The organism is Qiania dongpingensis, assembly GCF_014337195.1.
Taxonomy (GTDB): domain Bacteria; phylum Bacillota; class Clostridia; order Lachnospirales; family Lachnospiraceae; genus Lientehia; species Lientehia dongpingensis.
In genome coordinates, this window is sequence record NZ_CP060634.1 from 1832186 (window position 1) to 1855885 (window position 23700).

A 23700-nucleotide genomic window follows, 5' to 3' on the forward strand; every position below is an offset into this window, starting at 1 on the left:
AATGCCAGAAAGGAAAATCGCGGTTGTGACCGGGGCATCCAGAGGAATTGGGAGAGAGATCGCCCTGGCCCTCGCAGGAGCCGGCGCGGCTGTCATCATAAATTATAATGGTTCCGCAGGAAAAGCGGAAGAAACGGCAGAGGAGATTCGGAAGAATGGAGGCTGCGCGGAGGCGGTGCGCTGTAACGTAGCCGACTTTGAAGCCGCGGGTGTATTCCTCTGCGAGGTGATAAAAAAGTACGGCAGAATCGATATTCTTGTGAACAATGCCGGCATCACCAGAGACGGACTGCTCATGAAGATGAGTGAGGAGGATTTTGACGCGGTGCTGGATATAAATCTCAAAGGCACCTTCAACTGTATTCGCCACGCATCCCGGCAGATGCTGAAACAAAAAAGCGGACGGATCATCAATATCTCTTCTGTTTCCGGCGTCTTGGGAAATCCGGGCCAGGCCAATTACTGCGCTTCCAAGGCGGGAGTCATCGGCTTGACGAAATCTGCGGCCAGGGAGCTGGCGTCCAGGGGGATCACGGTGAATGCGGTGGCCCCCGGGTTTATCGACACGGAGATGACCAGAGTCTTATCGGAAGAAGTCAGAAGAAAGGCAGAGGCTCAGATACCGCTGGGCCATTTTGGAACCCCCGCGGATATAGCAGACGCTGTGGTATTTTTGGCGTCCGACCGGGCGGGATATATCACGGGCCAGGTGCTCCGGGTAGACGGCGGCATGGCCATGTAGATCAGAAGAACACAGGCAGGAAAGGAGAACCCATGAGCAGGAGAGTAGTAGTGACTGGACTGGGCGCCGTCACTCCCATCGGGAATACCGCAGAGGAATTCTGGAAGAACATCAAAGAAAATAAGGTGGGAATCGGTGAGATCACCAGATTCGATACCACAGATTATAAAGTGAAGCTGGCGGCGGAGGTCAAAGGCTTTGTGGGAAAAGAGCACATGGATTTCAAGGCGGCGAAGCGTATGGAGCTTTTCAGCCAGTACGCGGTGGCGGCCACAGGAGAGGCGCTCAAGGATGCGGGGATCCAAATGGATAAGGAAGATCCGTATCGTCTGGGAGTCAGCATCGGCTCAGGGATTGGAAGCCTTCAGGCCATGGAGCGGGAACATACAAGACTACTTGAAAAAGGACCTGGGAGAATCAGCCCGCTGATGGTGCCGCTCATGATATGCAATATGGCGGCTGGAAATGTGGGGATTCAGTTCGGTCTTAAGGGAAAGAACATCAATGTGGTGACGGCCTGCGCCACCGGCACTCATTCCATCGGGGAAGCCTATCGTTCCATTCAGTATGGGGAAGCGGACATCATGGCCGCCGGAGGAAGCGAGAGCTCCATCACGCCTTTGGGGATTGCCGGCTTTGCGGCTCTCACGGCCCTCAGCACCGCGGAGGATCCTTATAGAGCCTCTATTCCCTTTGATAAGGAGCGGGGAGGCTTTGTCATGGGAGAAGGGGCCGGCGTAGTGATCCTGGAAGAGCTTGGCCACGCCCTTTCCAGGAACGCCCATATCTATGCCGAAGTGGCAGGATATGGATCCACTTGTGACGCGTATCATATCACCTCTCCGGCGGAGGACGGAGCCGGCGCGGCCAGGGCCATGGAGGAAGCGATGAAGGACGGAGGCGTTTCGCCGGACCAGATAAGCTATATTAACGCCCACGGCACCGGAACCCACCATAATGATCTGTTTGAGACAAGGGCCATAAAGCTGGCCATGGGAAAAGCGTCGTCGTCGGTGAAGATAAGCTCCACCAAATCCATGACGGGCCATCTTCTGGGAGCGGCCGGAGGCGTGGAATTTATCACATGTGTGAAGTCCATTGAAGAAGGATATATTCATCCCACGGTGGGGTTCAAGGTGCCGGATGAGGAATGCGATCTGGACTATACCCTCGGAAACGGGGTTCATATGGACGTGGAATATGCCATGAGTAATTCTCTGGGCTTTGGCGGTCACAACGCCACCATCCTGGTGAAAAAATACAAGGATTAAATATAAGTGCCGGGACAGGAGGGAATTTTATGGAATTCGGACAGATAATAAAATTAATAGAGACGGTGTCGGCGTCTGGTCTGACCAGCTTTGAGCTGGAGGATGGCGGAACTAAGATTTCGCTTACTGCGGGGAGGAGCTGCACAGAGGACAGGAAGGCGGCCGGTCCGGTATCCATACCGGCAGCCTCCGGTGCGGTTTCTGAGACGGCCGGTTTTTCGGCCGTCCAGGCTTCTGGAGTCCTAACCCAGGAGGAAGTGCGGAAGGATGTAGGGTTTCAGTCCGATCAGATTGTGAAATCCCCGCTGGTCGGTATTTTTTATGCCGCGCCGTCTGAGGAGGCGGAGCCTTTTGTAAAGGCAGGGGATACGGTGAAAAAAGGCCAGGTTTTGGGTATCATCGAGGCTATGAAGCTCATGAATGAGATTGAATGCGATTATGACGGAGTCGTGGAGGCGGTGCTGATTGAAAATGAGCAGGTGGTAGAATACGGCCAGCCGTTGTTCCGCATCCGCTGATATGGACAGCACGGTGTTTTGAATTTTCCAGAGAAAGAACGCCGGTGGACAGGGGAAAGGAGCACAGGAAATGTTAGGTATAAAAGAAATTGAGGCGATCATCCCTCACAGGCATCCTTTTTTGCTGGTGGACTGTATCGAGGAGCTGGAGCCGGGCGTCAGGGCCTCAGGTTATAAATGTGTGACTTATCACGAGGATTTTTTCAAAGGCCATTTTCCGCAGGAACCGGTGATGCCGGGAGTCCTGATTGTCGAGGCTCTTGCCCAGGTAGGGGCTGTGGCGATATTGAGCCTGGAAGAAAATAAAGGGAAAGTGGCGTATTTCGGCGCCATTAATAACGCCAGATTTAAAAAAAAGGTGCAGCCTGGAGATAAGCTGAAGCTGGAATGTGAGCTGATTAAGAGAAAAGGTCCCCTGGGCGTCGGAAAAGCGACGGCAACGGTGGACGGACAGACAGCGGTGACGGCGGAGCTGACCTTTATGGTGGGCTGACACAGATGAGCCTGAAATGGAGGAGCAGCATGTTTAACAAGGTTTTGATTGCCAACAGAGGAGAAATCGCGGTGCGGATCATCCGGGCCTGCCGGGAGATGGGAATCCACACGGCAGCCGTATATTCAGAGGCCGACAGCGAGGCGCTCCATACTTTGCTGGCGGATGAGGCCATCTGTATCGGTCCGGCCAAATCTTCGGAAAGCTATCTGAATATGGAGAGAATCCTGTCTGCGGCTGTGTCTCTGGGAGCCGACGCCATCCACCCCGGCTTCGGCTTTTTGTCCGAGAACGCCCGGTTTGCGGAGCTGTGCGCGCTTTGCGGTATTAAGTTTATCGGCCCGGACAGCCAGGTTATAGCCAGGATGGGTAATAAGTCGGAGGCGAGGAATACCATGATCGCCGCGGGAGTTCCGGTGGTGCCGGGAGGCAGAGAACCGGTATGGGACGCGGAAACGGGAATTCGGATGGCGGCGGAGATCGGTTATCCAATTATGATAAAGGCAGCGTCCGGCGGCGGCGGAAAAGGGATGAGAGTCGTAGAGCGGGAGGAGGAATTTGAGACAAATTTTCTGAACGCTCAAAGAGAATCGGTAAAAGGGTTCTCAGATGATACGATGTATTTGGAGAGGTATGTAAAGAATCCAAGGCATATCGAATTTCAGATATTGGCTGATGAACACGGTCATGTGATCCACTTGGGCGAGCGCGACTGCTCCGTGCAGAGGAACCACCAGAAGCTGGTCGAGGAATCACCATCGGCCGCCATATCGGAAGAACTCAGGAAAGAGATGGGAGAAACGGCGGTAAAAGCGGCAAAAGCCGCCGGATATATAAACGCCGGCACCATCGAATTTCTACTGGACCGTGACGGCCATTACTATTTCATAGAAATGAATACCCGGATACAGGTGGAGCACCCGGTGACAGAGGCAGTCACGGGTCTGGATCTTGTCAAAGAACAGATCCGGATTGCCGCGGGAGAGCCATTGAGCATCCGCCAGGAAGATGTTCGCCTGACCGGCTGCTCCATTGAGTGCAGAATCAACGCCCGGATGGCAGGAAAGATCAAGAATATCCTGGTGCCGGGAGGAAACGGCATCCGGGTGGATACTGCGGTATACAACGGATATTTGGTTCCGCCCAACTATGACGCCATGCTGTTAAAGCTCATTGTCCATGACCGAAACCGAAAAGATACGGTCAAAAAAATGCAGTGCGCGCTGGGAGAGCTGGTCATAGAAGGAGTGGATACAAACCTGGAGGATCAGTACGAGATATTCACCCATCCGGTTTATGAAGCCGGTCCTGTAGATACCGGTTTTATGGAGACTTATTTTAAATAAGAGGCAGAGAATATGCGGAAACATTTATTTAAGAGGACACCGTCCAATACTTATATTAAAATTGAAATGCCAGAGAAAAAAGGAACGGCGCAGCCGGAAGTGCCCAAGGGAATGTGGCGCAAATGCAATAAATGCGGCGCTCCCATTTATACGGAAGACGTTATCGAAGGCAATTATATATGTCCCAAATGTAAAGGATATTTCCGCGTACATGCTTACCGTAGGATTCATATGCTGGCGGATGAAGGAAGCTTTGAAGAATGGGATAAAGGGCTTCCTGTACAGAATCCTCTGCAGCTGTCCGGCTATCCAAAAAAGATAGCGGAGCTTCAGGAAAGGACTGGACTTGATGAGGCGGTCATCACGGGAAAAATGACCATGGGAGGACATGGAACGGCTGTTGGCGTCATGGACGGCCGGTTTATTATGGGGAGCATGGGCCATAATGTGGGCGAAAAAATCACCAGGCTGGTGGAGCGAGCCACAGAGGAACGGCTTCCGGTGATCCTGTTTTGCTGTTCCGGCGGAGCGAGGATGCAGGAAGGAATCGTGTCGCTGATGCAGATGGCCAAGACCTCCGCCGCGCTGAAAAGGCACAGCGACGCAGGACTTCTCTACGTCTCGGTACTGACAGAGCCCACCATGGGGGGCGTGACCGCCAGCTTTGCCATGCTGGGAGATATCATTCTGGCCGAGCCAGGAGCGCTGGTGGGTTTTGCCGGCCCCCGAGTGATCGAGCAGACCATAGGGCAGAAGCTTCCGGAAGGATTTCAGCGTTCCGAGTTTCTGAAAGACCATGGCTTTGTGGATGCTATCATGAAAAGAGAAGAATCCAGGGAAATGCTCATTCGGATTCTTATGCTTCATGATAATAATAAATACAATGCGGAAGCCCAGAATAAAAAAGAAGATCTGCCTCGGGCCGGCGGGATAATGGCTGACCGGAGCTCCGGCAGACAGCAGAATCTGCCTGCCTGGGAAAAAGTAAAGCTTTCCAGAAAACCTGGGCGTCTCACCGGGATTGATTATATTGAAGGTATATTTGACGATTTCATTGAATTTCATGGAGACCGGTACTGCCGTGACGATAAGGCTGTCGTGGGAGGGATCGCGAAATTCCATGGACGTCCGGTGACAGTGATCGCACAGCAAAAGGGCAGAAATACCAAGGAGAATATTGAGCGGAACTTTTCCATGCCTTCGCCGGACGGCTACCGGAAAGCCCTCCGGCTGATGAAACAGGCGGAAAAATTCGGCCGTCCTGTTTTCTGCTTTGTGGACACGCCGGGAGCATTCTGCGGATTGGAAGCAGAGGAACGGGGACAGGGCGAGGCCATAGCCCGGAATTTATTTGAAATGTCCGGACTGAAGGTGCCGGTTCTTTCGGTAGTGATTGGAGAAGGAGGAAGCGGCGGCGCATTGGGCCTCGCGGTAGCCGACGAGGTATGGATGATGGAAAATGCCATTTATTCGATCCTCTCCCCGGAAGGATTCGCTTCTATATTGTGGAAAGACAGCAAAAGGGCGGATGAGGCGGCCGCCATTATGAAGATCACAGCGGCCGATCTTATGGAGCTTGGAATCATTGAGCGTGTAATTCCGGAGGAGGAGCCGGCCGGCCGGGCAAACTGTGGAACTATCTGCGGAATACTGGAAAACGGATTTGAAGAGTTCCTGGATCGGTACGGTTCCATGAGCGGGCAAGAACTCATGGCACGCCGATATGGACGTTTCCGGGCCATGTGAACCTGGGAATACTGCCGGGGGTCCGGACAATGGAGGAAAGATATATATGAAAAGAGAGCCATTGGTCATTGGAGATCTGACCGCGGAAATCCCGCTGGTGCAGGGTGGCATGGGAGTCGGGATCAGCCTGTCTGGGCTGGCAGGCGCCGTGGCGAAGGAAGGCGGGATCGGCGTCATCTCCACAGCACAGATTGGATTTCGGGATCCTGAATTTGACGAGGCTCCCATCGAGACAAATCTGAGATGTATCGGTGAGGAAATTAATAAGGCCAGGGAAATAGCGCCGGGAGGAATCATCGGCTGCAATATCATGGTGGCTACAAAACGGTATGAGGATTATGTGCGGGCGGCGGTAAAAGCCGGGGCCGATATTATTATTTCCGGAGCAGGACTTCCGTCAAAGCTTCCGGAGCTGGTACGCGGTTTTCGTACGAAAATCGCACCGATCGTTTCCTCTGTCAAAGCGGCGGCCGTCATCTGCAAGCTGTGGGACCGGCATTATCAGACGGCGCCGGACATGGTGGTCATAGAAGGGCCAAAAGCCGGAGGCCATCTTGGATTCCGGGAGGAGGAACTGTCCCATATCGGGGACCTGGATTATGACGGAGAAATACGGAAGATCGCCGAAGAGGTCAGACAATGTGGAATGAAGTATGGAAAAAAGATTCCGGTTGTCGTGGCAGGGGGCGTATACGACAGGAAAGACGTGGAACACTGCATGGATGACCTGGGAGCCGACGGCGTACAAGTGGGAACCCGGTTTGTGACCACCAGGGAATGTGACGCGCCGGCCGCTTATAAGCAGGCTTATATAGCCGCGAAAAAGGAAGACATCGTCATCACAAAGAGCCCGGTGGGCATGCCGGGAAGAGCGATTCTCAATAAGTTCCTCCAGGAGGTAAAGGAAAAGCGGAAGCCAGCGTCCAGATGCCGCCAATGCCTGGAGAAATGTAATCCAAAGGAGATGCCGTACTGCATCACGGACGCTCTGCTGAACGCGGCCAGGGGGAAGATCCAGGACGCTCTGCTGTTCTGCGGAGCCAATGCATTTCGGGCCGAGAGGATTGAGACGGTCCGGGAAGTGATCGCAGATCTGATGTGACAAAAAGAGCGGTGAAATCTGTTTTCATAATGCCGGGGTTTCCATAGGATATAGTATCTGCTATAATAGAAGGGATACAAAATTTTATGTACGACATATGACAGGAGGATAAAACAGCAGTGAAATTAGTTATCCGGGAGCTGAAGAAATCATTTGACAAAAAGGAGGTTCTGAGCGGGGCCAGCTTTTCCTTTGAAAAGGGAAAGATTTATGGGCTTTTGGGACGGAATGGGGCAGGCAAGACGACATTTTTTAACTGTATCAATGAAGATATGGAAATCGACGGCGGAGAGTTTTTTCTGGAGGACGAGGACGGCGCAGCGCGGAAGCCTGCGGCGGAGGATATCGGGTATGTGCTGTCCACACCGGTGGTGCCTGAATTCCTGACCGGAAGGGAGTTTCTTAAGTTTTTTCTGGATATCAACAGGAAACGGATACAGGAAGTGAAATCAGAGGATGAATATTTTGATTTCATGGATATTGATTCGGAGGACAGAGACAGGCTGCTGAAGGATTATTCCCACGGCATGAAGAACAAGATGCAGCTTCTTGTCAATCTGATCGCGGATCCGGCCGTGCTTCTGCTGGATGAGCCCCTCACCTCCTTTGACGTGGTGGTGGCGGAGGAGATGAAGCAGCTGCTCCGGCAGATTAAAAAGGACCATATCATTATTTTTTCCACGCATATTATGGAGCTTGCTCTGGATCTGTGCGATGAAATCGCGGTTTTGAACGGCGGCGTACTGGAGCCGGTCACAAAAGAAAACCTTTCTGACCGTGACTTTAAGGATAAGATCATACAGGCGCTTAAGGGGGAAGAAAATGATTAGTACCTTTAAGGCAGGTTTCCGTCTCAGAAATACCTATAAAGCGAACAGTGTGATTTATTCTCTGAAGCAGATACCTCTAATAAAGAAGCTTTTGCCGGACCGGCTGTACGCGAGCCGGGGGCTGAAGGCATTTGCCAATGTCATAGCGGTTCTGTGGGAGATTTTGTCGGTGTTTCTGGGGAAATTTCTGTATCTTTTCATTATGGTCTCCCTGGTGACAGGACTCACAAAGGCAGAAACAGGGGCCGGGTTTTCTCATATCTTGTTATTTTTAAGCTTCATTGGGGCTTACACAAATACCAATCTTTTCAATCCCACAAAGGATAAATATTATGGGATTGTCCTCATGAACATGGATGCCCGGGAATATGTGGTATCCAACTATCTGTATTTCCTGATCAAGATGATAGTGGGATTTATGCCGTTTATGATCTGGCTCGGGACCAAGGCCGGGTTGTCTCTGTCGCTTTGTATCTTGTATCCATTTTTTATCGTGGGTTTCAAGCTGGTGATCAGCGCCTGTGTGCTGCGGGATTATGAGAAAAATGGAAAGGCAAGAAGTGAGAATAACCTGCCGGCGGCGGCTTGGATTATTATGGCCCTTTTGCTGGCAGCCGCGTACGGCCCGCCGATCTGGGGATACGCGCTGGATGAAAGAATCGCCTGGGCGGCAGGACTTATAGGAATCGTGCTGGGAACTGTATGCCTCGTCTATGTCTTTCGGTTCCGGAAATACAGCGCCATGTGCCGAAAGATGCTGAGCGGAACATCCGTGATTTTTTATACAGCGGAAAATAAAAGAGAGATCATGCAGGGCAGCTATCAGAAGAAAATCGATATAACGGCGGAGGCAGAGAGTGGAAAATCCGGCTTTGCCTATTTCCATGATCTTTTTATGAAAAGACATAGAAAGATATTGATCCGGTCCTCGAAAAGAACGGCTGCCATTCTGCTCCTCCTTTGGGGGATGATTGCTGCGGTATGCTTGATAAAACCCGAGTTCGGCGTCCAGGTAAACGGGTTGATGCTGACCATTCTTCCATATTTCATGTTTGTGATGTATTTGACTAACCGGGGAAAGGTGGTCTCCCAGGCCATGTTCATGAACTGTGACCACAGTATGCTGACATACCGGTTTTACCGGCAGCCCCACGTGATTCTGAGCCTGTTCAGGGAGCGGCTTAAATCAGTGATCTGGCTGAATCTTCCGCCTACGCTGGTCCTGGCCGCCGGACTGCCGCTCTTATTGTATCTTACGGGCGGTACAGATCAATACATGAACTATGCGATATTGTTTGTGTCCATCCTTTTCATGAGCGTGTTTTTCTCTGTCCATAATCTGGTGCTCTATTATCTGCTGCAGCCCTATAATGTGGAGATTGAGATGAAAAGTATGCTCTACAGCATTGCGGACGGCGTTACTTATCTGGTCTGCTATGTGCTCGTGGGAAAGAGAATCCCGGTCCTCCTGTTTGGCGTTCTGGTGATCGTTTTCTGCGCGGTGTATATCGTGTTGGCGCTTTTTCTGGTCTATCGGTATGCGCCAAAGACCTTCCGGCTTCGGAGATGATAGGCCGGCTCGGAATCTTTCTGCCGGCGCCCTGCCTGCCGCACTATTCTGGCAGCAATGAAAGGTTCTGATCTCAAAAAGTATCCAGATCAGGACCAACGGCCCGCACGCGTACCGCAGCGGGCTGCAGTGTCCGCTCCAATGGTTTTCAAAACACGCGGAAGCCTTATATCGGTGTGGAAAGAGGAGCAGGAGGAACAATCCGATTCCATCGTAAGGCGAGCGCCGCAAAGGCGTTGGCAGAATTTTCCCGGACGCAGGGAGGCAAAAATCGCATATCATGCGGATTTTTGTTGGAATCTGACATGGAAAAATATCGATTTATCCATGTCAGTTGGAAAGGACCGACTGGAGGCCGTAAAAATTCTGGTTACGGCTGCCAGCGAGCCGCCTGGATGGATGCGGATTTCCTCCTGTCTCATCTGATTCATAAGACATATTTGTTTTAAAAGTATTCAAAGGTATACCCAAGGGCATCCCTTAATTTATGCCCTCCGGGCAGGCGCACTTCGTGCGGCAAGGTATGAGATGAAAACCGCGTTTCATACAGAAACGGACGGAATGATTTCCGTCCGTTTTTCATATGGTGGTGGAAAAGAAGATGATTCAGGAGAAGACAGAGCATGTTAAATTATTTATGGGGCGCCATGCTGATTCTCGGCATCGTATGGGGAGTCCTATTGGGAAGGCCGGCGGAGCTGACCGACGGAATCCTTACAGGGGCGAAGGACGCAGTCTCCCTCTGCATTACCATGGCGGGGGTAATGGCCTTCTGGACCGGCATGATGGAGGTGGCCAAGGAAGCGGGCATCATTCAGAAGATCACCAGGCTCTTGAGGCCGTTCGTAGGCTTTATGTTCCCTGATATCCCGCCTGGACACAAAGCCAGGGACGAGATCTCGACAAATATCGTGGCAAATGTCATGGGACTTGGATGGGCGGCCACTCCCGCCGGACTGAAAGCTATGGAAAGCCTGGAGGAGCTGGAAGAAGAACGGAGAAACGGCGCCGCTGTCGGAAGTGACGGCGGCAATGAGCGCGGACGGACAGCAGGGACAGGGGAAAGACTCCGCGGACGGAGGAAAGCGGTGCCCAGAGGGACGGCCAGCACGGAAATGTGCACATTCCTCATCCTGAATATCTCATCCCTTCAGCTGATTCCCATAAATATGATTGCTTACCGGGCTCAGTATGGCGCGGTGAATCCCACTGCCATTGTGGCCCCCGCGATTTTGGCCACACTCGTCAGCACCGCCGCAGGCGTGGCCTTTGCAAAGATCGCAGGAGTAAGGAAAAAGTAGATATACCTTTACATCTGATTTAAAATCACCTACAATTATGAGGAAGAATAAAAATGGGCCGGGTAGGCCATGTGAGGAGAAAAGATGAGAAGGATACAAAAGAAAAAGGCGTGGATACGGGCTGCGGCGGCAGGGATGGCAGTGATGCTTCTGGGGCTCTCGGGCTGCGGAACGGCTCCGAAGGAAAGTAAGCAGAGCAAAGACAGCCCTGTGGCGATCACCGTATGGCATTATTACAACGGGGTGCAGCAGGCGGCATTTGATAATCTGGTGGAAGAATTCAACCGCACAGTCGGACAGGAAAAAGGAATCCATGTGGAAGGGCACAGCCAGGGAGATGTGAACCAGCTGGAGACTAACGTGCTGGCAGCGCTTAATAAAGAGGTCGGAAGCGGCGACGCTCCCAACATTTTTTCATCTTATGCGGATACGGCTTATGCCGTCCAAAAGATGGGCTGCCTGGCGGATATTTCAAAATATATGGGTGAGGATGAGTTTGACAGCTATGTGGACTCTTACATAGAGGAAGGGCGGATTGGCTCCGGGGAAGAGCTTTATATCTTTCCCGTGGCGAAATCCAGTGAAGTATTTATGTTGAACAAGGAGGATTGGGAGAAGTTCGCAAAAGCTACCGGAGCGGATATGTCTCAGCTCTCGACCATCGAGGGCGTGACCAAAACGGCGGAGGATTATTACAACTGGACGGACAGCCTGACGCCGGATGTGCCCAATGACGGACATGCTTTTTATGGAAGAGACGCTATGGCGAATTATTTCATTGTAGGTTCCATGCAGCTGGGAACGGAGATTTTCCAGGTGAAGGATGGCAAGGTGACTTATAATGTAGACCGGGATGTAATGAAAAAGATCTGGGATAATTATTATGTTCCCTTTATAAAGGGATATTTCAGTGCTTACGGACGGTTCCGTTCGGACGATGTAAAGATTGGGGAGATCATTTCCTTTACCGGATCCATCACGTCTGCCACCTATTTCCCCGATACGGTGGAGCTGGAAAATGGAGAAACCTATCCAATCGGCTATGTCGTGATGCCGGCGCCTCAGTTTGAGGGCGGAGAGCCGTATGCGGTGCAGCAGGGTGCGGGCATGGTAGTGACGAAATCAGACGAGGCCAAGGAAAAGGCCTCTGTGGAATTTCTGAAATGGTTTACCGAGGAACAGAACAGCTATGATTTTGGCTGCAGCAGCGGTTATATGCCGGTCAAGAAGGATGCCTATGATAAAGATAAGCTGGACGATACGATCCGTGAGCATAATATTGATGTATCGGACAAAACATATGATTCACTGATAATCGGCTTTGATACTGTAACTGAAAATAAGATGTATACCAATAAGGCATTTGATGGCGGAAGCGCCGCAAGAAAGGTATTGGAATACAATCTGTCGGATAAAGCCGCCGCGGACAGGGAACAAGTGAAAGCGGAGCTGGAAGCGGGAAAGACGCTGGAAGAAGCGGCGGCTCCATTTATTACGGAGGAAGCCTTTGACGCCTGGTATGAGTCACTGAAGGCGGGACTTGACGCTGCGGCGGAGGAACCGGCGCAGTGAGATGCTGAATGACGGGGCGCTCTTTTGAAAGTGGTCGAAAACGGTGAAAGCGATGAAAAAACGTACAATTTACAGGCTGTTTATCATACCGCTTCTTGTAATCCTGCTGGTACAGGCGGTGGTCTCCCTCGGAACGGTAATCTTCGGGGGTACGACTTCCCTTCTGGACCAGTATCTGGTGAGCATCCAGGATAGGACAGTGGAGAACAGACAGATCTTGCTGGAGAATAATATGATCCAGCAGTGGTCCAATGTGAGCGAAGAAGTGGAAACGATTGAAAACGGACTTGGAGAGATCCTAAACAACAGGGATGTGTCCATTTCTGAGTTTCTAAACAGCAGTGAAATGAAGGAAGAGCTTTTGCACAAAATGCTTTCCTCCTGCCTTTATATGCTGCGAAAAAATTCTGTGACTGGTACTTTCATTATCCTGGCCAATGGGCGGGACGGTTTGAGCGCCCAGGAATGCCAGGGTGTTTATTTTCACGACGCGGACCCCATGACAAATCCCGGAGATTATTCGGATGTACTGATGAAACGGGGAAGTTCACGTTTCTCCCATGAATTAAATGTGCCGCTTGACAGCTACTGGACTACGGATTTTGCTTTTGGAGCGGCCGGAGAAAAAGAGGCGGATAGTTTTTATTATGAACCGCTCATGGAGGCGGAGGAAAATCCTCAGCTGGGATATAAAAATCTCTGTTATTGGAGCCGCCCATTTTATTTGGAGGGAGACTGGAAGAACGGCGGATCTGAGGTCATCACTTATTCTGTACCGCTGATTCATAAGGACGGCACTGTGTACGGCATCATGGGAATTGATATTTCCACCAAATATTTACAGGATCTGATGCCATATTCAGAACTGAACCAGTACAGCAGCTACCTGCTGGCGGAACGGACAGAGGATGGCTCTTATATTCCACTGGTTTCCACCGGGACGATCGTATCCCTCGGAGATGAAAAGCCGGAGAGCATCAGCCTGGAGGAGACGAAATATGACGGACTGTATGCGATTGAGTCAGACGATGAAAAGTTGTATGCTTCTGTGCGGGAAATGCACCTTTACAATACCAATGCTCCGTTTTCAGAGAGAGTATGGGTCCTGGCCGGCGTCATGGAAGAATCCGGACTGTTCGGGATCGGAAGCGCCGTACTTAGGAACCTGTCCATGGCGATTCTTCTTTCTCTGGTGTTCGGGTTTGTGGGCACAGTCCTCATTGTGGGATTTGTGACAAAGCCCATCCGGAGTCTGGCGGAATGTATCCGGGGAAGCTCTGAGCACCAGCTGAAGAGCTTTAAAGAGAGCAATATCGTCGAGGTAGATGAATTGTATGAGGTGGTCTCTGACCTGACAGAAAAACAGAGAGAAGCAGAATTCCGTCTGATGGAGGAAAAGGAACGGTATCTGATCGCTTTAAAGAGCAGCACGGATCTTTTGTTTTCCTATGATATCCGTCAGGACACCATAGACGTATCGAATTTTGCCATGGATGAAAAAAGCGGACAGGCCGAATTCCACCTGGAAAACTTGAAGGAGAGGCTGAACAGCGGCTGGATATACAGAGAGGATCTGGAGAAATTCCTGCAGATATTGGAAAATCCTGAGGAGTCGGTATTTCTGGTGTTCCGGGGCCGGTTCTTTGAACAGGATGTGGACTATGAGTGGATGGAGTTAAACGGCAAGGTCATCAGTGACTCAAATGGAGAAAAGACAAAGATTATTGGCAGCCTGAAGAACATCCATGAACAGAAGGTGCGTGAGCTGATGCGCCTGGAATCTGCCCGCCGAGACCGTGTTACCGGCCTTTATGAGCGAAGTGTCGGAGAGGATATTATACGGCTGGAATTCGAGAAAGGAAAGACAGGATGTCTTGTGCTCCTGGATTTTGATCATTTCAGAGAGCTGAATGAGCGCTATGGGATGGTCTTTGGGAATGCGGTCCTGGAGGAGACCGGACGTCAGATTCTTCTGATGAAGAAAGAGGTTCAGAAACGGAATGAGTTGGAGCAGAAGCGCATTACCGCTCTTCGCATGGGCGGAGATGAGATCCTCATATGGTTTTCTGAAATAAGGCCGGAAACTGCACAGGTATTCCTCAAAGAGCTTATTTCCCGTATAGATGAAATATATGATGGCAGGCGTTTTCCTTTAAGCTTTTCTGCCGGAATCAGCAGAAGGAAGGACGGAGAAGAATTTAAGGACTGTCTGTATGAAGCCGGGCGGGCTTTGGCCGCAGTAAAAGCCGGCGTCAGGAAAGGCATGGCTGTATTTGAGGAGCTGAGCGCAGATGAAATAAAGGCAGAGCGCCGGGAGATCAATGAGATCGCGGCACTTCCCTATTCAGATGCCAGGAACATGGTTTCTCATGTTTTTACCTTTTTCGACAAGGGAGGAGACATTTCCAACATTCTCCCTGTCCTGTTTGTGAAGCTGGGACGTTTCTATGGCGCGTCGGATATTGTGCTGACCTTGGTGGATATGGATTTCTGTACGTCTTATGTGAAATATCAATGGCATGACGTGCAGGGGGACCGGCAGGGCACTGGAGTCCGCCGGTTCAGCAGGCAGGAGTTTGAGGTTTTGACAGGTTTCTTCTCCGATGGGAGCAGAGAGTTTGGCGGAGAAAATGCCCTGAGCAGGGATGAATGCCGCTTCTTCGGCCTGGTATCCGGGAAGAACGGTATTTGCGTCCCGATGTACGACAGCGGAAACTATATCGGCGCGATCGCGTACGTATGCCGGGAGAACCAGCCTCTTTGGGCGGAAAAAGACAGGAGCGACCTCCAGGAGATCACGAAGATCATAGAGACCAATATCAACCGGGAGCGCTACGATATGGCGAGCAGAGCAAAAAGTGATTTTCTGTCCCGCATGTCTCATGAAATCCGTACTCCCATGAACGCGATCATCGGCATGACGGACATTGCCCGCCATGAGGTGAAGAAACCGGAGCGTCTGGAGGAATGTCTTGATAAGATTGACCGTTCTTCCCAGTTTTTACTGAGCCTGATCAATGATATTCTGGATATGTCAAAGATTGAGAGCGGAAAAATGAAGCTGGATATCAGGACCTTTGACATGGAGGAGCTGGCAGAGAGCGTAGCCGGCCTTATTGAACCGCAGGCAGAGGCCAAAAGGATTCAGTTCGTGCGCCGCGTGAGCCTGACGCATAAATGGCTGATGGGAGATCCTCTCCATTTAAGCCAGGTACTTGTGAACCTTTTGGGGAACGCGGTGAAATTCACTCCGGAGGGAGGAACCGTGACTCTTACGGTGGAACAGGAAGAGGTGCGGGGAAACAGCACGGGCATCCGCTTTTCTGTTAAGGATACTGGAATCGGCATTGAAAGGGAAAATTTCAAGAGAATATTTAACGCCTTTGAGCAGGCCGGGGACGATACCACGAAAGAATATGGAGGAACCGGGCTGGGACTTGCCATCAGCAGCAGCCTGATCCGGATGATGGGAGGGAATATCAGCCTGAACAGCCGTCCGGGGGAAGGGAGCAATTTCTATTTTAAGATATGTCTGAAGACCGGGCAGGAGGAAACTAAAAATCCGGAGAAAGAAAATACAGACAATGTGAGCTGCGAAGGAAAACGCCTGCTTTTGGTAGAGGACAATGAACTGAACATGGAGATTGCCAAGGTGCTGCTGGAAATGAACGGGTTCCTGGTAGAGACTGCCGAAAACGGGAAAATAGCTGTTGAACGGTTTGCAGGGCATGACGAGGACTATTATGACGCAATCCTCATGGACATCCGGATGCCGGTCATGGACGGGCTGGAAGCGGCAAGAGTCATTCGGCGCATGGACCGGCCGGATGCAGGTACCGTGCCAATAATCGCTATGACGGCCAATGCTTTCGATGAAGATATGAAAAAGTCCATTGAAAGCGGGATGAATGGACACCTGGCCAAGCCGATCGACATTGAGGAGCTGATCAGGACTCTGAAAAAAGTCATGAAATAAAGGCTTTGCATTTTATCATGGATTTTGATATGCTTATTATAAATGGAGCTGGCGGTTTCGATGGAAACTGTCGGCTTCCGCTGGTCATGCCAGGAATTAATAATGAGGAGATAAATAAGGAGGAAAGTCATGAGTTTTGAATTGCTTAAGTATACGGCGCCCGATTTTACCCAGAAGATGTTCACGGAGGCTCCGGATGCGAAATGGGAGCCCGCTCCAAAGGATAAGGTGGCGCCGGTAACATACCATTCCACCACCATTTTTCCGGAGTATTTCAAGGTGAACGGAAATTGGCTTTTGGCAGAAGAGAGCAGGATGGATTGTGTGGCGGTATATGAAAATGGAAAGATTTATGTCCGTGAGTTCAGAAACCTGAAACAAGGCGATCTTGTCTTTGTAGGCAGGACAGAGAACTGTGAGGACGGCATATATGTATATACCAATGGTTTTAATGAAAGGGGCAGCAGTCTGGACGATTCTTTCGCATTCCGCCTCGGCCGCTCCAGAGAAACTGCGTTTTCCAAGGACTATGACCATTTATATGAGCTTTTGGAATATGAGAGAGAGCATGGAAATATTCTGTGGGTGATGGGGCCGGCATGCGCCTTTGACGCCGATTCCAGAGCGGCTTTTTCCAAGCTGGTCATGGGCGGATATGTCCACGGCCTTCTTGCGGGTAATGCCCTGGCGACTCACGATCTGGAGGGCGCCTATCTGAAGACAGCCCTGGGCCAGGATATCTATACCCAGGAGAGCCGTCCTATGGGGCACTACAATCATCTGGACACCATAAACCGGGTGAAATATTATGGTTCCATTCCCAAATTCATCGAAGGGGAAAACATTCAGGACGGCATTATATACAGCTGTGTGAAAAAGGATGTGCCGTTTGTTCTGGTGGGTTCCATCCGTGACGATGGCCCTCTCCCGGAGGTCTATGCGAATGTTTATGACGGACAGAATGCCATGAGGGATTGTGTGCGTAAGGCGACGACGGTAATCTGTATGGCCACCACCCTTCATTCCATCGCCGTGGGGAATATGACACCGTCCTTCCGGGTGCTGCCCGACGGTACGGTGCGCCAGGTATATTTCTACTGTGTGGACATCGCCGAGTTTGCGGTAAATAAATTGGCAGACAGAGGAAGTCTGTCTGCCAAGGGAATCGTGACCAATGTACAGGATTTTGTCGTCAATGTGAGCAAGGGCGTGAAATTCTGATTTCGCCATATGATCAGGAATCCAGTTCTGTTCGGATGCTTCCAAAGGAATTCTCCGCCTTGCTTTTGTATTTTCCCAGAACCAGGGAGACACAGAGGATGGCAGCGGCAAAGGCGAGCTCTATGCCGAAAGCCTGCCAGATCGGACGAAGGGAAATGCTGTCCAGCGAGGTCAGGCTGTAAATGTCCGTGACGGCCTTTGAATACCAGTATACCGGGGTGAATCTTGAAAAGGCTTGGATGCTCTGACTCAAAAATTCCAGCGGGACAAAAGCTCCGCCCAGGAAGCTCAGGGCGAGGCCCAGGAAGTTGGCGAAAGCATTCTGGGTATTGGAGTTTTTGATAAAATGGCTGACCAGCATGGAAATCGCCAGTGAGGTCACGGAGAAGAGGAAGCTGTTTAAGAGCATCAGCCCTATCAGCCGCCAGTCCGTGCCGGCCAGTCTGCCGGCGGACAGGATGATTCCCATAACGCTCAAAAGGAGCCATACGGAAAGACTGACTACGCCGCAGTAAAGGAACTGTCCGAAATTTTTGGCCCGGACGGTGGTGGGAGCGCATAGGTTTCTCATCTGAAGTTCGGGCCGCTTGAAGGACAGGGTCACAGAGCTCACACAGAGAAGGATCAGTACCAGGAGGATGTAGCTCTGTACCCTATTGTAAGCGTAATATGCGTCATCCATCGGCTGCCCGGCAGAGAAACGCATTGTCGCCACTGAGGTCTCCAGGGCGAGTGACTCCAGGGCCTTGGCGGCCAGGACCTCGTCGTCCATCTGGAGGCCGGTCTTTTGATAGGTGTTTATGAAGCTCCAGTATTGATTTACCAGGTTATCCAGGTAGTAACTGTCGCCGGTGCCGGGAACGGAAGCCGTTTCCAGTGAAATCGGCGATTCGGCCTCAAGGGAGGCATCAAAGCCCTCCGGGATGATCAGAATATATTCGGTAGCATGATAAAACATGGCGTCCTGAAGGACGTCTTTTTTATCGTCCAAATTCACCTCCGTGCCGTGGTCGGAAAGGAAGCCTCTGAGACCTTCGGTGAGTGCCGTTTCTTTATCGCGGTTGATGATAGTGAACTCCGGTTTGGTCTCGGAGAAGTCCGGCGTGATCTTTGTGGACATAAAAGCGGAGATGACTATGAAGATTCCCATGAAAAGGATCAGATAGGTCAGTATCTGCCCTTTGTGACGTTTCATGATCAGCAAACATGCTTTAAATACTTTCATAACGCTGCCTCCTCAGGAAAAATGCGGTGATGATGAACATGGTGAAAGTCATGGCGGCCAGGATTCCCAGGTTCAGGAAATATTTGCTGAGATCGTCGTAATAATACAGACAATAGAAGGAATCCGCGATTCGGGCTGCAGGATTCAGCCAGGACAGCACAGGAAGCTTCTGGGCGATCGTATAATTGATACCGGAGACCATCAGACCGGCGCCGTAGCTGCAGACCATGGTGATGGTAATGATGAGCGCCACCTTCATGCCTTCCTTGAATTTTGTCGCGGCGGATATGAGCGCACCGAAGGCGATGCCCAGAAGGCTTCCCAGGCCGCAGGTGAGGATCACCATCCACAGATTGGATCCGAAATCCACTCCGAGCACCAGTACAATATAGGCGACCAGCATCATCAGACAGAGAACATGCACGGCGAAGGACGCCAGCAGATCATAGACCACCATAGGAAGCCGCTTTGCCGGCGACAAGGTCCGCCTGGCGCCTAAAGGAGACAGGTTGGCCTGCAGATAGGACACACTTTCATGTCCCTGGAAAGCACCGTACATGCAGACCATGGCAAGCAGAGCATAAAAATAGTTGACCGTCTGGGAGGGAGGGTTCTTAGTCAGAGAGATTTCCTTGGTGAAGGATTCTCTGTCAAAAAGCTTTGAGATCTCTGAGGCTTTTCCCGGATTTTCTGCGAGAATGTCAGTGATCGCATGCTCTGTCTGACTGTACTGGTCTAAAAAGCTTTTGATAATGGTCTGGTTGAGTCCGCTGTCGGACACGGTGAGATTCGGAGAAGTGTTTTCCAAAGTGATATAGCCGTCGATATCCTGGTTTTCCAGGGCCTTTCCAGCGTCCTCTGCCGATGGATATACCGTTACTTCGAAAAGCTTATCATCTCCATCCGCGGACAGGGAATCCAGCGCAGAGCGAAAGACGGTATCCTCTCCGTATTCCTTGTTATCCACGATTCCAATTGGAATCACAGTCAGAAGGTCCGCCTCGTCGAGGGCGGAAAAAGCGAAGAAGAACAGAGTGGCCAGCATTATGGGGAAGATCCAGGTCCATATGAGGGTGCTCCAGTTCCGGAGCGCGGCTTTGATCCGTTTTCCAAATATATTGATAAACATGAGAACCTCCTTCTCTAATCCCGAAGCTGTTTTCCGGTTATTTCCAGGAACACATCATTCAGCGTGGGCGGCTCAGAATAGATCTGTCCGAATTTCAGATTGTTCTGCCGCAGCAGGTCCAGGACCTCGATGATGGCGTGACCTCCGCTTTTGCACTCGGCGGACAGATGGCTGTCGGAATATTCTGCTTTTATTACGTCTTCCAGTGAACGAATTTGCTCCAGGATCCGGAGGGGCAGACTGTAGATTTCTACGGTCAGCTTTTCACCGGTGTTGATCATGGCGGTCAGCTCCTCTTTCGTTCCGGTAGCCACTTCCCGTCCTTTATCCATGATCATGATCCGAGAACAGAGCTGTTCCACTTCCTCCATGTAGTGAGAGGTATAAACGATGGTAGCGCCGCCGGCATTGAGCGCCTTGATGCCCTCTAATATGTTGTTCCTGCTCTGGGGGTCTACGGCTACGGTCGGCTCATCCAAGAAAATAAGCTGGGGTTTATGGGCGATTCCGCAGGCGATGTTCAAACGCCGGATAAGACCGCCAGAAAGTTTCTTTGGAAGAAACTTCCGGTATTCCTTGAGCCCGGCAAATTCAATGGCTTCTTCCACAAGAGGCCTGCGTTTGTTTTTTTCGGGAATATAAAGGCCGCAGAAATAATCGATGTTTTCATAGACGGTCAGTTCGTTGAATACGGCTACGTTCTGAGGGACGATCCCAATTTTCCTTTTACTCTCATAGTTGGTCGGAGACATGGGCTCTTGGAACAGGGAAACCTCTCCTTTATCATATTTCAGCAGAGAAAGCATACAGTTGATGGCGGTGGTTTTGCCGCTGCCGTTGGGTCCGAGCAGGCCGAAGATTTCTCCGTCCCGGACTTCCAGGTTAAAATGATCCAGGGCCACCAGGCTGCCATATCGTTTTACCAGATTTTTAACTTCTATCATAATTAATGTCCTTTCTGAATTCCTTGATCTTAGCTTTATTATAGAAAATGAAAGCCGGAAAAGACAGTGAGCTCTGTCATGGTTCGCTCATGACAAATGTCACATTACAGCCGTTTACAAATGTTTCGGAACAGGGTATGATGTTTCTGGGGGGGAAAGACATGATATTGACAGGTGTAGGCGTAAATACGGCAGCTATAGTTATTGGAGCGCTGGCAGGCATTTTACTGCGAAAAAGGATCTCATCGGAGCTGGGCGATTTTCTGGGTCAGGGATTGGGAATCTGTGTAATCTATGTGGGAATAAAAGGTTCTCTGGCAGGGGAAAATACCATGATTACCATATTATCCATGGTAATCGGAGGTATACTGGGGCATTCCCTTGACTTTGACAGACATATGGAGCATTTGGGCATTTATGCACAGAAAAAGCTGAGACAAGGCGACGGGAGCAGCCGCTTTGCCGAGGGATTTGTGAGTTATTCCCTGCTGGTGTGCGTGGGGGCAATGGCGATTGTCGGTTCCATGCAAAGTGGAATGAACAATAACCATGAGATTTTGTTTTCCAAGGCTCTGATCGACGGGGTGATGGCTGTGGTGATGGCGGCTGCTTTGGGAATCGGAGTCGGATTCGCAGCCATACCGGTCTTTCTGTATGAGGGCGTTATCACGCTGGCGTCCAGCTTTGTCGCAGTGTATCTGACAGAGAATGTTATAAACGAGATGGCCTGCGCGGGCAGCCTGCTGATTATTATGCTGGGGCTTAATATGATGAAGCTGACTAAGATAAAGGTAGCCAATTATCTGCTGACGCCTTTTATACCGATTATTCTCTGCCAATTGTGGCCGAAGTGACAGAGAGAGAAGGAGGGGAATGTGCGGAAGCTGATTGATAAACTGATTTTATTTGCGGTATCTTTTCTGCTTTTGATACTCAGAAAGACGAATATGGACGCTGTGACCGGGTTCCTGACGGCTGTGATCATCACATCTCTCAACAGCTATTTTCGGGGAAAGAGAGCCGGCGCCGGCGGCCTGGTCTACAGCCTTCTCTGTATTTGGAGGCCAGGACTCCTTACATTTCTGGCGCCGGTAGTCTATGACTGTGCGGGACAGAAGGAATGGTATTTCCGGTTCCCCTGGGTCCTTTCCCTGCTGGTTTTTGTGGGAGAACGAGACTTGACGGGGTTTTTGTCTGTCACCGCCTTCTGTGCCCTCGCGTTCCTGTTGGAGGTACGGACAGAATCTTTTGAGACAGCCATGGAAGCGTACTACGATATGCAGGACACGACGAGGGAGACAGCGCTCCATCTCGAAAAAAAGAATGTGGAGCTCATGGAAAAACAGGATTATGAGGTACGGCTTGCTACTCTGGATGAACGGAATCGGATTGCCAGAGAAATCCACGATAATGTGGGACACCTGCTGACCAGGTCGCTTTTGCAGGTGAGCGCCCTCCTGGTGGTCCATAAGCAGGAGGAAGAACTGAGGGATCAGCTGGAACAGGTAAAGAATACTTTATCAGATGCCATGGACAGCGTGAGGAGCAGCGTTCATGATCTCCATGAGGGGGCGATGGATCTTCGGCTCCAGCTGGAGAGGCTGATTAAGGAGTATCAGTTCTGTCCGGTGAAGCTTACTTATAAGGCGGGCGAGCTTCCAAGGGAATTAAAATACTGTTTTGTTTCCATTGTCAAGGAGGGCCTTTCCAATATAGCCAGGCACAGCGACGCCACTCAGGCGGAGGTGACAGTTGTAGAGCATCCCGCGCTGTACCAGCTGATCATCCGGGACAACGGCTTGCAGAAGGATGGAGACGGACAGGAGCTGCTGGATGGAAGCGGAGGAATCGGGCTGCAGAATATCCGTGACCGTGTGGAAGCTTTTGGCGGGATATTCCGGGTGGAAAGGGACAATGGCTTCCGGCTGTTCATTTCCGTACCGGCGCAGCAGGAAGCGCGGAAGGAGAAGCTTTAAAAGGAGCCAGGCGGAAAGGACGGTAAAGAGCAGATGAATATTATAATCGTAGATGACGACCAGCTGGTCTGCATGTCATTGAAGACGATCCTGCAGGCGGACGGGGAAATACAGGTATTGGCCACAGGAGGGACCGGACCGGAGGCAGTGGAACTGTATGAGCGGTACCGGCCGGATATCCTGCTGATGGACATTCAAATGGGAGGAGGAAACGGGCTGGATGCCGGGGAGGAGATCCTGAGCCGGCATCCTGATGCCAGGATACTGTTCCTCACCACCTTTTCTGATGATGAATATATAGTAAAAGCGCTCCGTATCGGCGCGAAGGGATATTTGATCAAGCAGGATATCGCCTCCATTGCCCCGGCCCTCGAAGCGGTCATGTCCGGCCAGAGCGTATTCGGCAGCGAGATTGTGACTAGGCTTCCGGAGTTGATGAAAAAGAAGCAGAATGTGGATCTGTCTGCTTATGCCATAGGGGAACGGGAATTAGAAGTCATACGGCTGGTTGCCAGAGGGCTGAGCAATAAGGAGATCGCCGATGAGATGTACCTGAGCGAGGGGACTGTTCGAAACTATCTTAGCACGATCCTGGATAAGCTGGAGCTGAGGGACAGGACGCAGCTGGCTGTTTTTTATCTCATGGGAAAATCCGGGATTTTGGACAAATAAGCGGAATCGGGCGGGGATGCACCAGGATACGGGAAAAGAGTCTGCACATGCAGGCTCTTTTTTCGT

General features: G+C 51.0%; 19 protein-coding genes. 16 read left to right on the top strand and 3 right to left on the bottom strand.

Annotation, left to right across the window (positions count from 1 at the left end):
- Nucleotide 1 precedes the first annotated feature (1 nt).
- The 13 genes from fabG to H9Q78_RS08600 all read left to right on the top strand — a co-directional run bounded on the left by fabG (nt 2) and on the right by H9Q78_RS08600 (nt 17688).
- Nucleotides 2–742 (top strand): 3-oxoacyl-[acyl-carrier-protein] reductase, encoded by a 741-nt coding sequence (gene fabG, locus H9Q78_RS08540; protein WP_249300977.1) that lies wholly within the window; start codon nt 2–4, stop codon nt 740–742.
- Between the two features lie 32 nt (nt 743–774).
- The gene (gene fabF, locus H9Q78_RS08545; protein WP_249300979.1) at nt 775–2013 is read left to right on the top strand and encodes a beta-ketoacyl-ACP synthase II; all 1239 of its coding nucleotides are present in this window, start codon (nt 775–777) and stop codon (nt 2011–2013) included.
- A 29-nt stretch (nt 2014–2042) separates the two neighbouring features.
- Nucleotides 2043–2531, top strand: a complete 489-nt coding sequence (gene accB / locus H9Q78_RS08550; RefSeq protein ID WP_249300981.1) for an acetyl-CoA carboxylase biotin carboxyl carrier protein — start codon at nt 2043–2045, stop codon at nt 2529–2531.
- A 70-nt stretch (nt 2532–2601) separates the two neighbouring features.
- Nucleotides 2602–3024, top strand: a complete 423-nt coding sequence (fabZ, locus tag H9Q78_RS08555) for a 3-hydroxyacyl-ACP dehydratase FabZ (RefSeq protein ID WP_147597114.1) — start codon at nt 2602–2604, stop codon at nt 3022–3024.
- Between the two features lie 29 nt (nt 3025–3053).
- A complete protein-coding gene (gene accC, locus H9Q78_RS08560) occupies nt 3054–4370 on the top strand; it encodes an acetyl-CoA carboxylase biotin carboxylase subunit (protein WP_249300983.1) in 1317 nt (438 codons plus the stop codon).
- 12 nt (nt 4371–4382) lie between these two features.
- Nucleotides 4383–6116, top strand: a complete 1734-nt coding sequence (locus tag H9Q78_RS08565; protein ID WP_249300986.1) for an acetyl-CoA carboxylase carboxyltransferase subunit alpha — start codon at nt 4383–4385, stop codon at nt 6114–6116.
- Nucleotides 6117–6162: 46 nt separating this feature from the next.
- Nucleotides 6163–7218: an NAD(P)H-dependent flavin oxidoreductase gene (locus H9Q78_RS08570; RefSeq protein WP_249300988.1), complete on the top strand. Its 1056-nt coding sequence runs from the start codon at nt 6163–6165 to the stop codon at nt 7216–7218.
- Between the two features lie 119 nt (nt 7219–7337).
- On the top strand, nt 7338–8048 hold the full coding sequence (locus H9Q78_RS08575; RefSeq protein ID WP_249300990.1) for an ABC transporter ATP-binding protein: 711 nt from the start codon (nt 7338–7340) through the stop codon (nt 8046–8048).
- Nucleotides 8041–9618 (top strand): hypothetical protein, encoded by a 1578-nt coding sequence (locus tag H9Q78_RS08580; RefSeq protein ID WP_249300992.1) that lies wholly within the window; start codon nt 8041–8043, stop codon nt 9616–9618. The genes H9Q78_RS08575 and H9Q78_RS08580 overlap by 8 nt, the downstream gene beginning before the upstream one ends.
- A 623-nt stretch (nt 9619–10241) precedes the next feature.
- Nucleotides 10242–10919 carry a nucleoside recognition protein gene (locus tag H9Q78_RS08585; RefSeq protein WP_249300994.1) on the top strand — a complete coding sequence of 226 codons (678 nt, stop codon included), beginning with the start codon at nt 10242–10244 and terminating at the stop codon, nt 10917–10919.
- 84 nt (nt 10920–11003) lie between these two features.
- Complete coding sequence (locus tag H9Q78_RS08590) at nt 11004–12491, top strand: extracellular solute-binding protein (protein WP_249300996.1); 1488 nt, start codon at nt 11004–11006, stop codon at nt 12489–12491.
- A gap of 52 nt (nt 12492–12543) precedes the next feature.
- Nucleotides 12544–16467, top strand: a complete 3924-nt coding sequence (locus H9Q78_RS08595; RefSeq protein WP_249300998.1) for an ATP-binding protein — start codon at nt 12544–12546, stop codon at nt 16465–16467.
- Between the two features lie 129 nt (nt 16468–16596).
- Nucleotides 16597–17688: a putative NPN-dependent ornithine cyclodeaminase gene (locus H9Q78_RS08600; RefSeq protein ID WP_249301000.1), complete on the top strand. Its 1092-nt coding sequence runs from the start codon at nt 16597–16599 to the stop codon at nt 17686–17688.
- 13 nt (nt 17689–17701) lie between these two features.
- Here H9Q78_RS08600 and H9Q78_RS08605 read toward each other — a convergent pair whose 3' ends face one another.
- Genes H9Q78_RS08605 through H9Q78_RS08615 form a run of 3 tightly spaced genes read right to left on the bottom strand, consistent with a single transcriptional unit; the run spans nt 17702 to nt 20986 of the window.
- Complete coding sequence (locus tag H9Q78_RS08605) at nt 17702–18913, bottom strand: ABC transporter permease (RefSeq protein ID WP_249301002.1); 1212 nt, start codon at nt 18911–18913, stop codon at nt 17702–17704.
- Nucleotides 18900–20042 carry an ABC transporter permease gene (locus H9Q78_RS08610; RefSeq protein ID WP_249301004.1) on the bottom strand — a complete coding sequence of 381 codons (1143 nt, stop codon included), beginning with the start codon at nt 20040–20042 and terminating at the stop codon, nt 18900–18902. The genes H9Q78_RS08605 and H9Q78_RS08610 overlap by 14 nt, the downstream gene beginning before the upstream one ends.
- A gap of 14 nt (nt 20043–20056) precedes the next feature.
- Nucleotides 20057–20986 (bottom strand): ABC transporter ATP-binding protein, encoded by a 930-nt coding sequence (locus H9Q78_RS08615; protein ID WP_330595113.1) that lies wholly within the window; start codon nt 20984–20986, stop codon nt 20057–20059.
- Between the two features lie 161 nt (nt 20987–21147).
- Between H9Q78_RS08615 and H9Q78_RS08620 the strand changes: the two genes are divergently transcribed.
- From H9Q78_RS08620 to H9Q78_RS08630, 3 genes are read left to right on the top strand one after another with little or no spacing between them, the layout of a single operon-like run.
- On the top strand, nt 21148–21840 hold the full coding sequence (locus H9Q78_RS08620) for a DUF554 domain-containing protein (RefSeq protein WP_249301006.1): 693 nt from the start codon (nt 21148–21150) through the stop codon (nt 21838–21840).
- 21 nt (nt 21841–21861) lie between these two features.
- Nucleotides 21862–22962 (top strand): sensor histidine kinase, encoded by a 1101-nt coding sequence (locus H9Q78_RS08625; protein ID WP_249301008.1) that lies wholly within the window; start codon nt 21862–21864, stop codon nt 22960–22962.
- 33 nt (nt 22963–22995) lie between these two features.
- The gene (locus H9Q78_RS08630) at nt 22996–23634 is read left to right on the top strand and encodes a response regulator transcription factor (RefSeq protein WP_249301009.1); all 639 of its coding nucleotides are present in this window, start codon (nt 22996–22998) and stop codon (nt 23632–23634) included.
- Nucleotides 23635–23700: the final 66 nt, after the last annotated feature.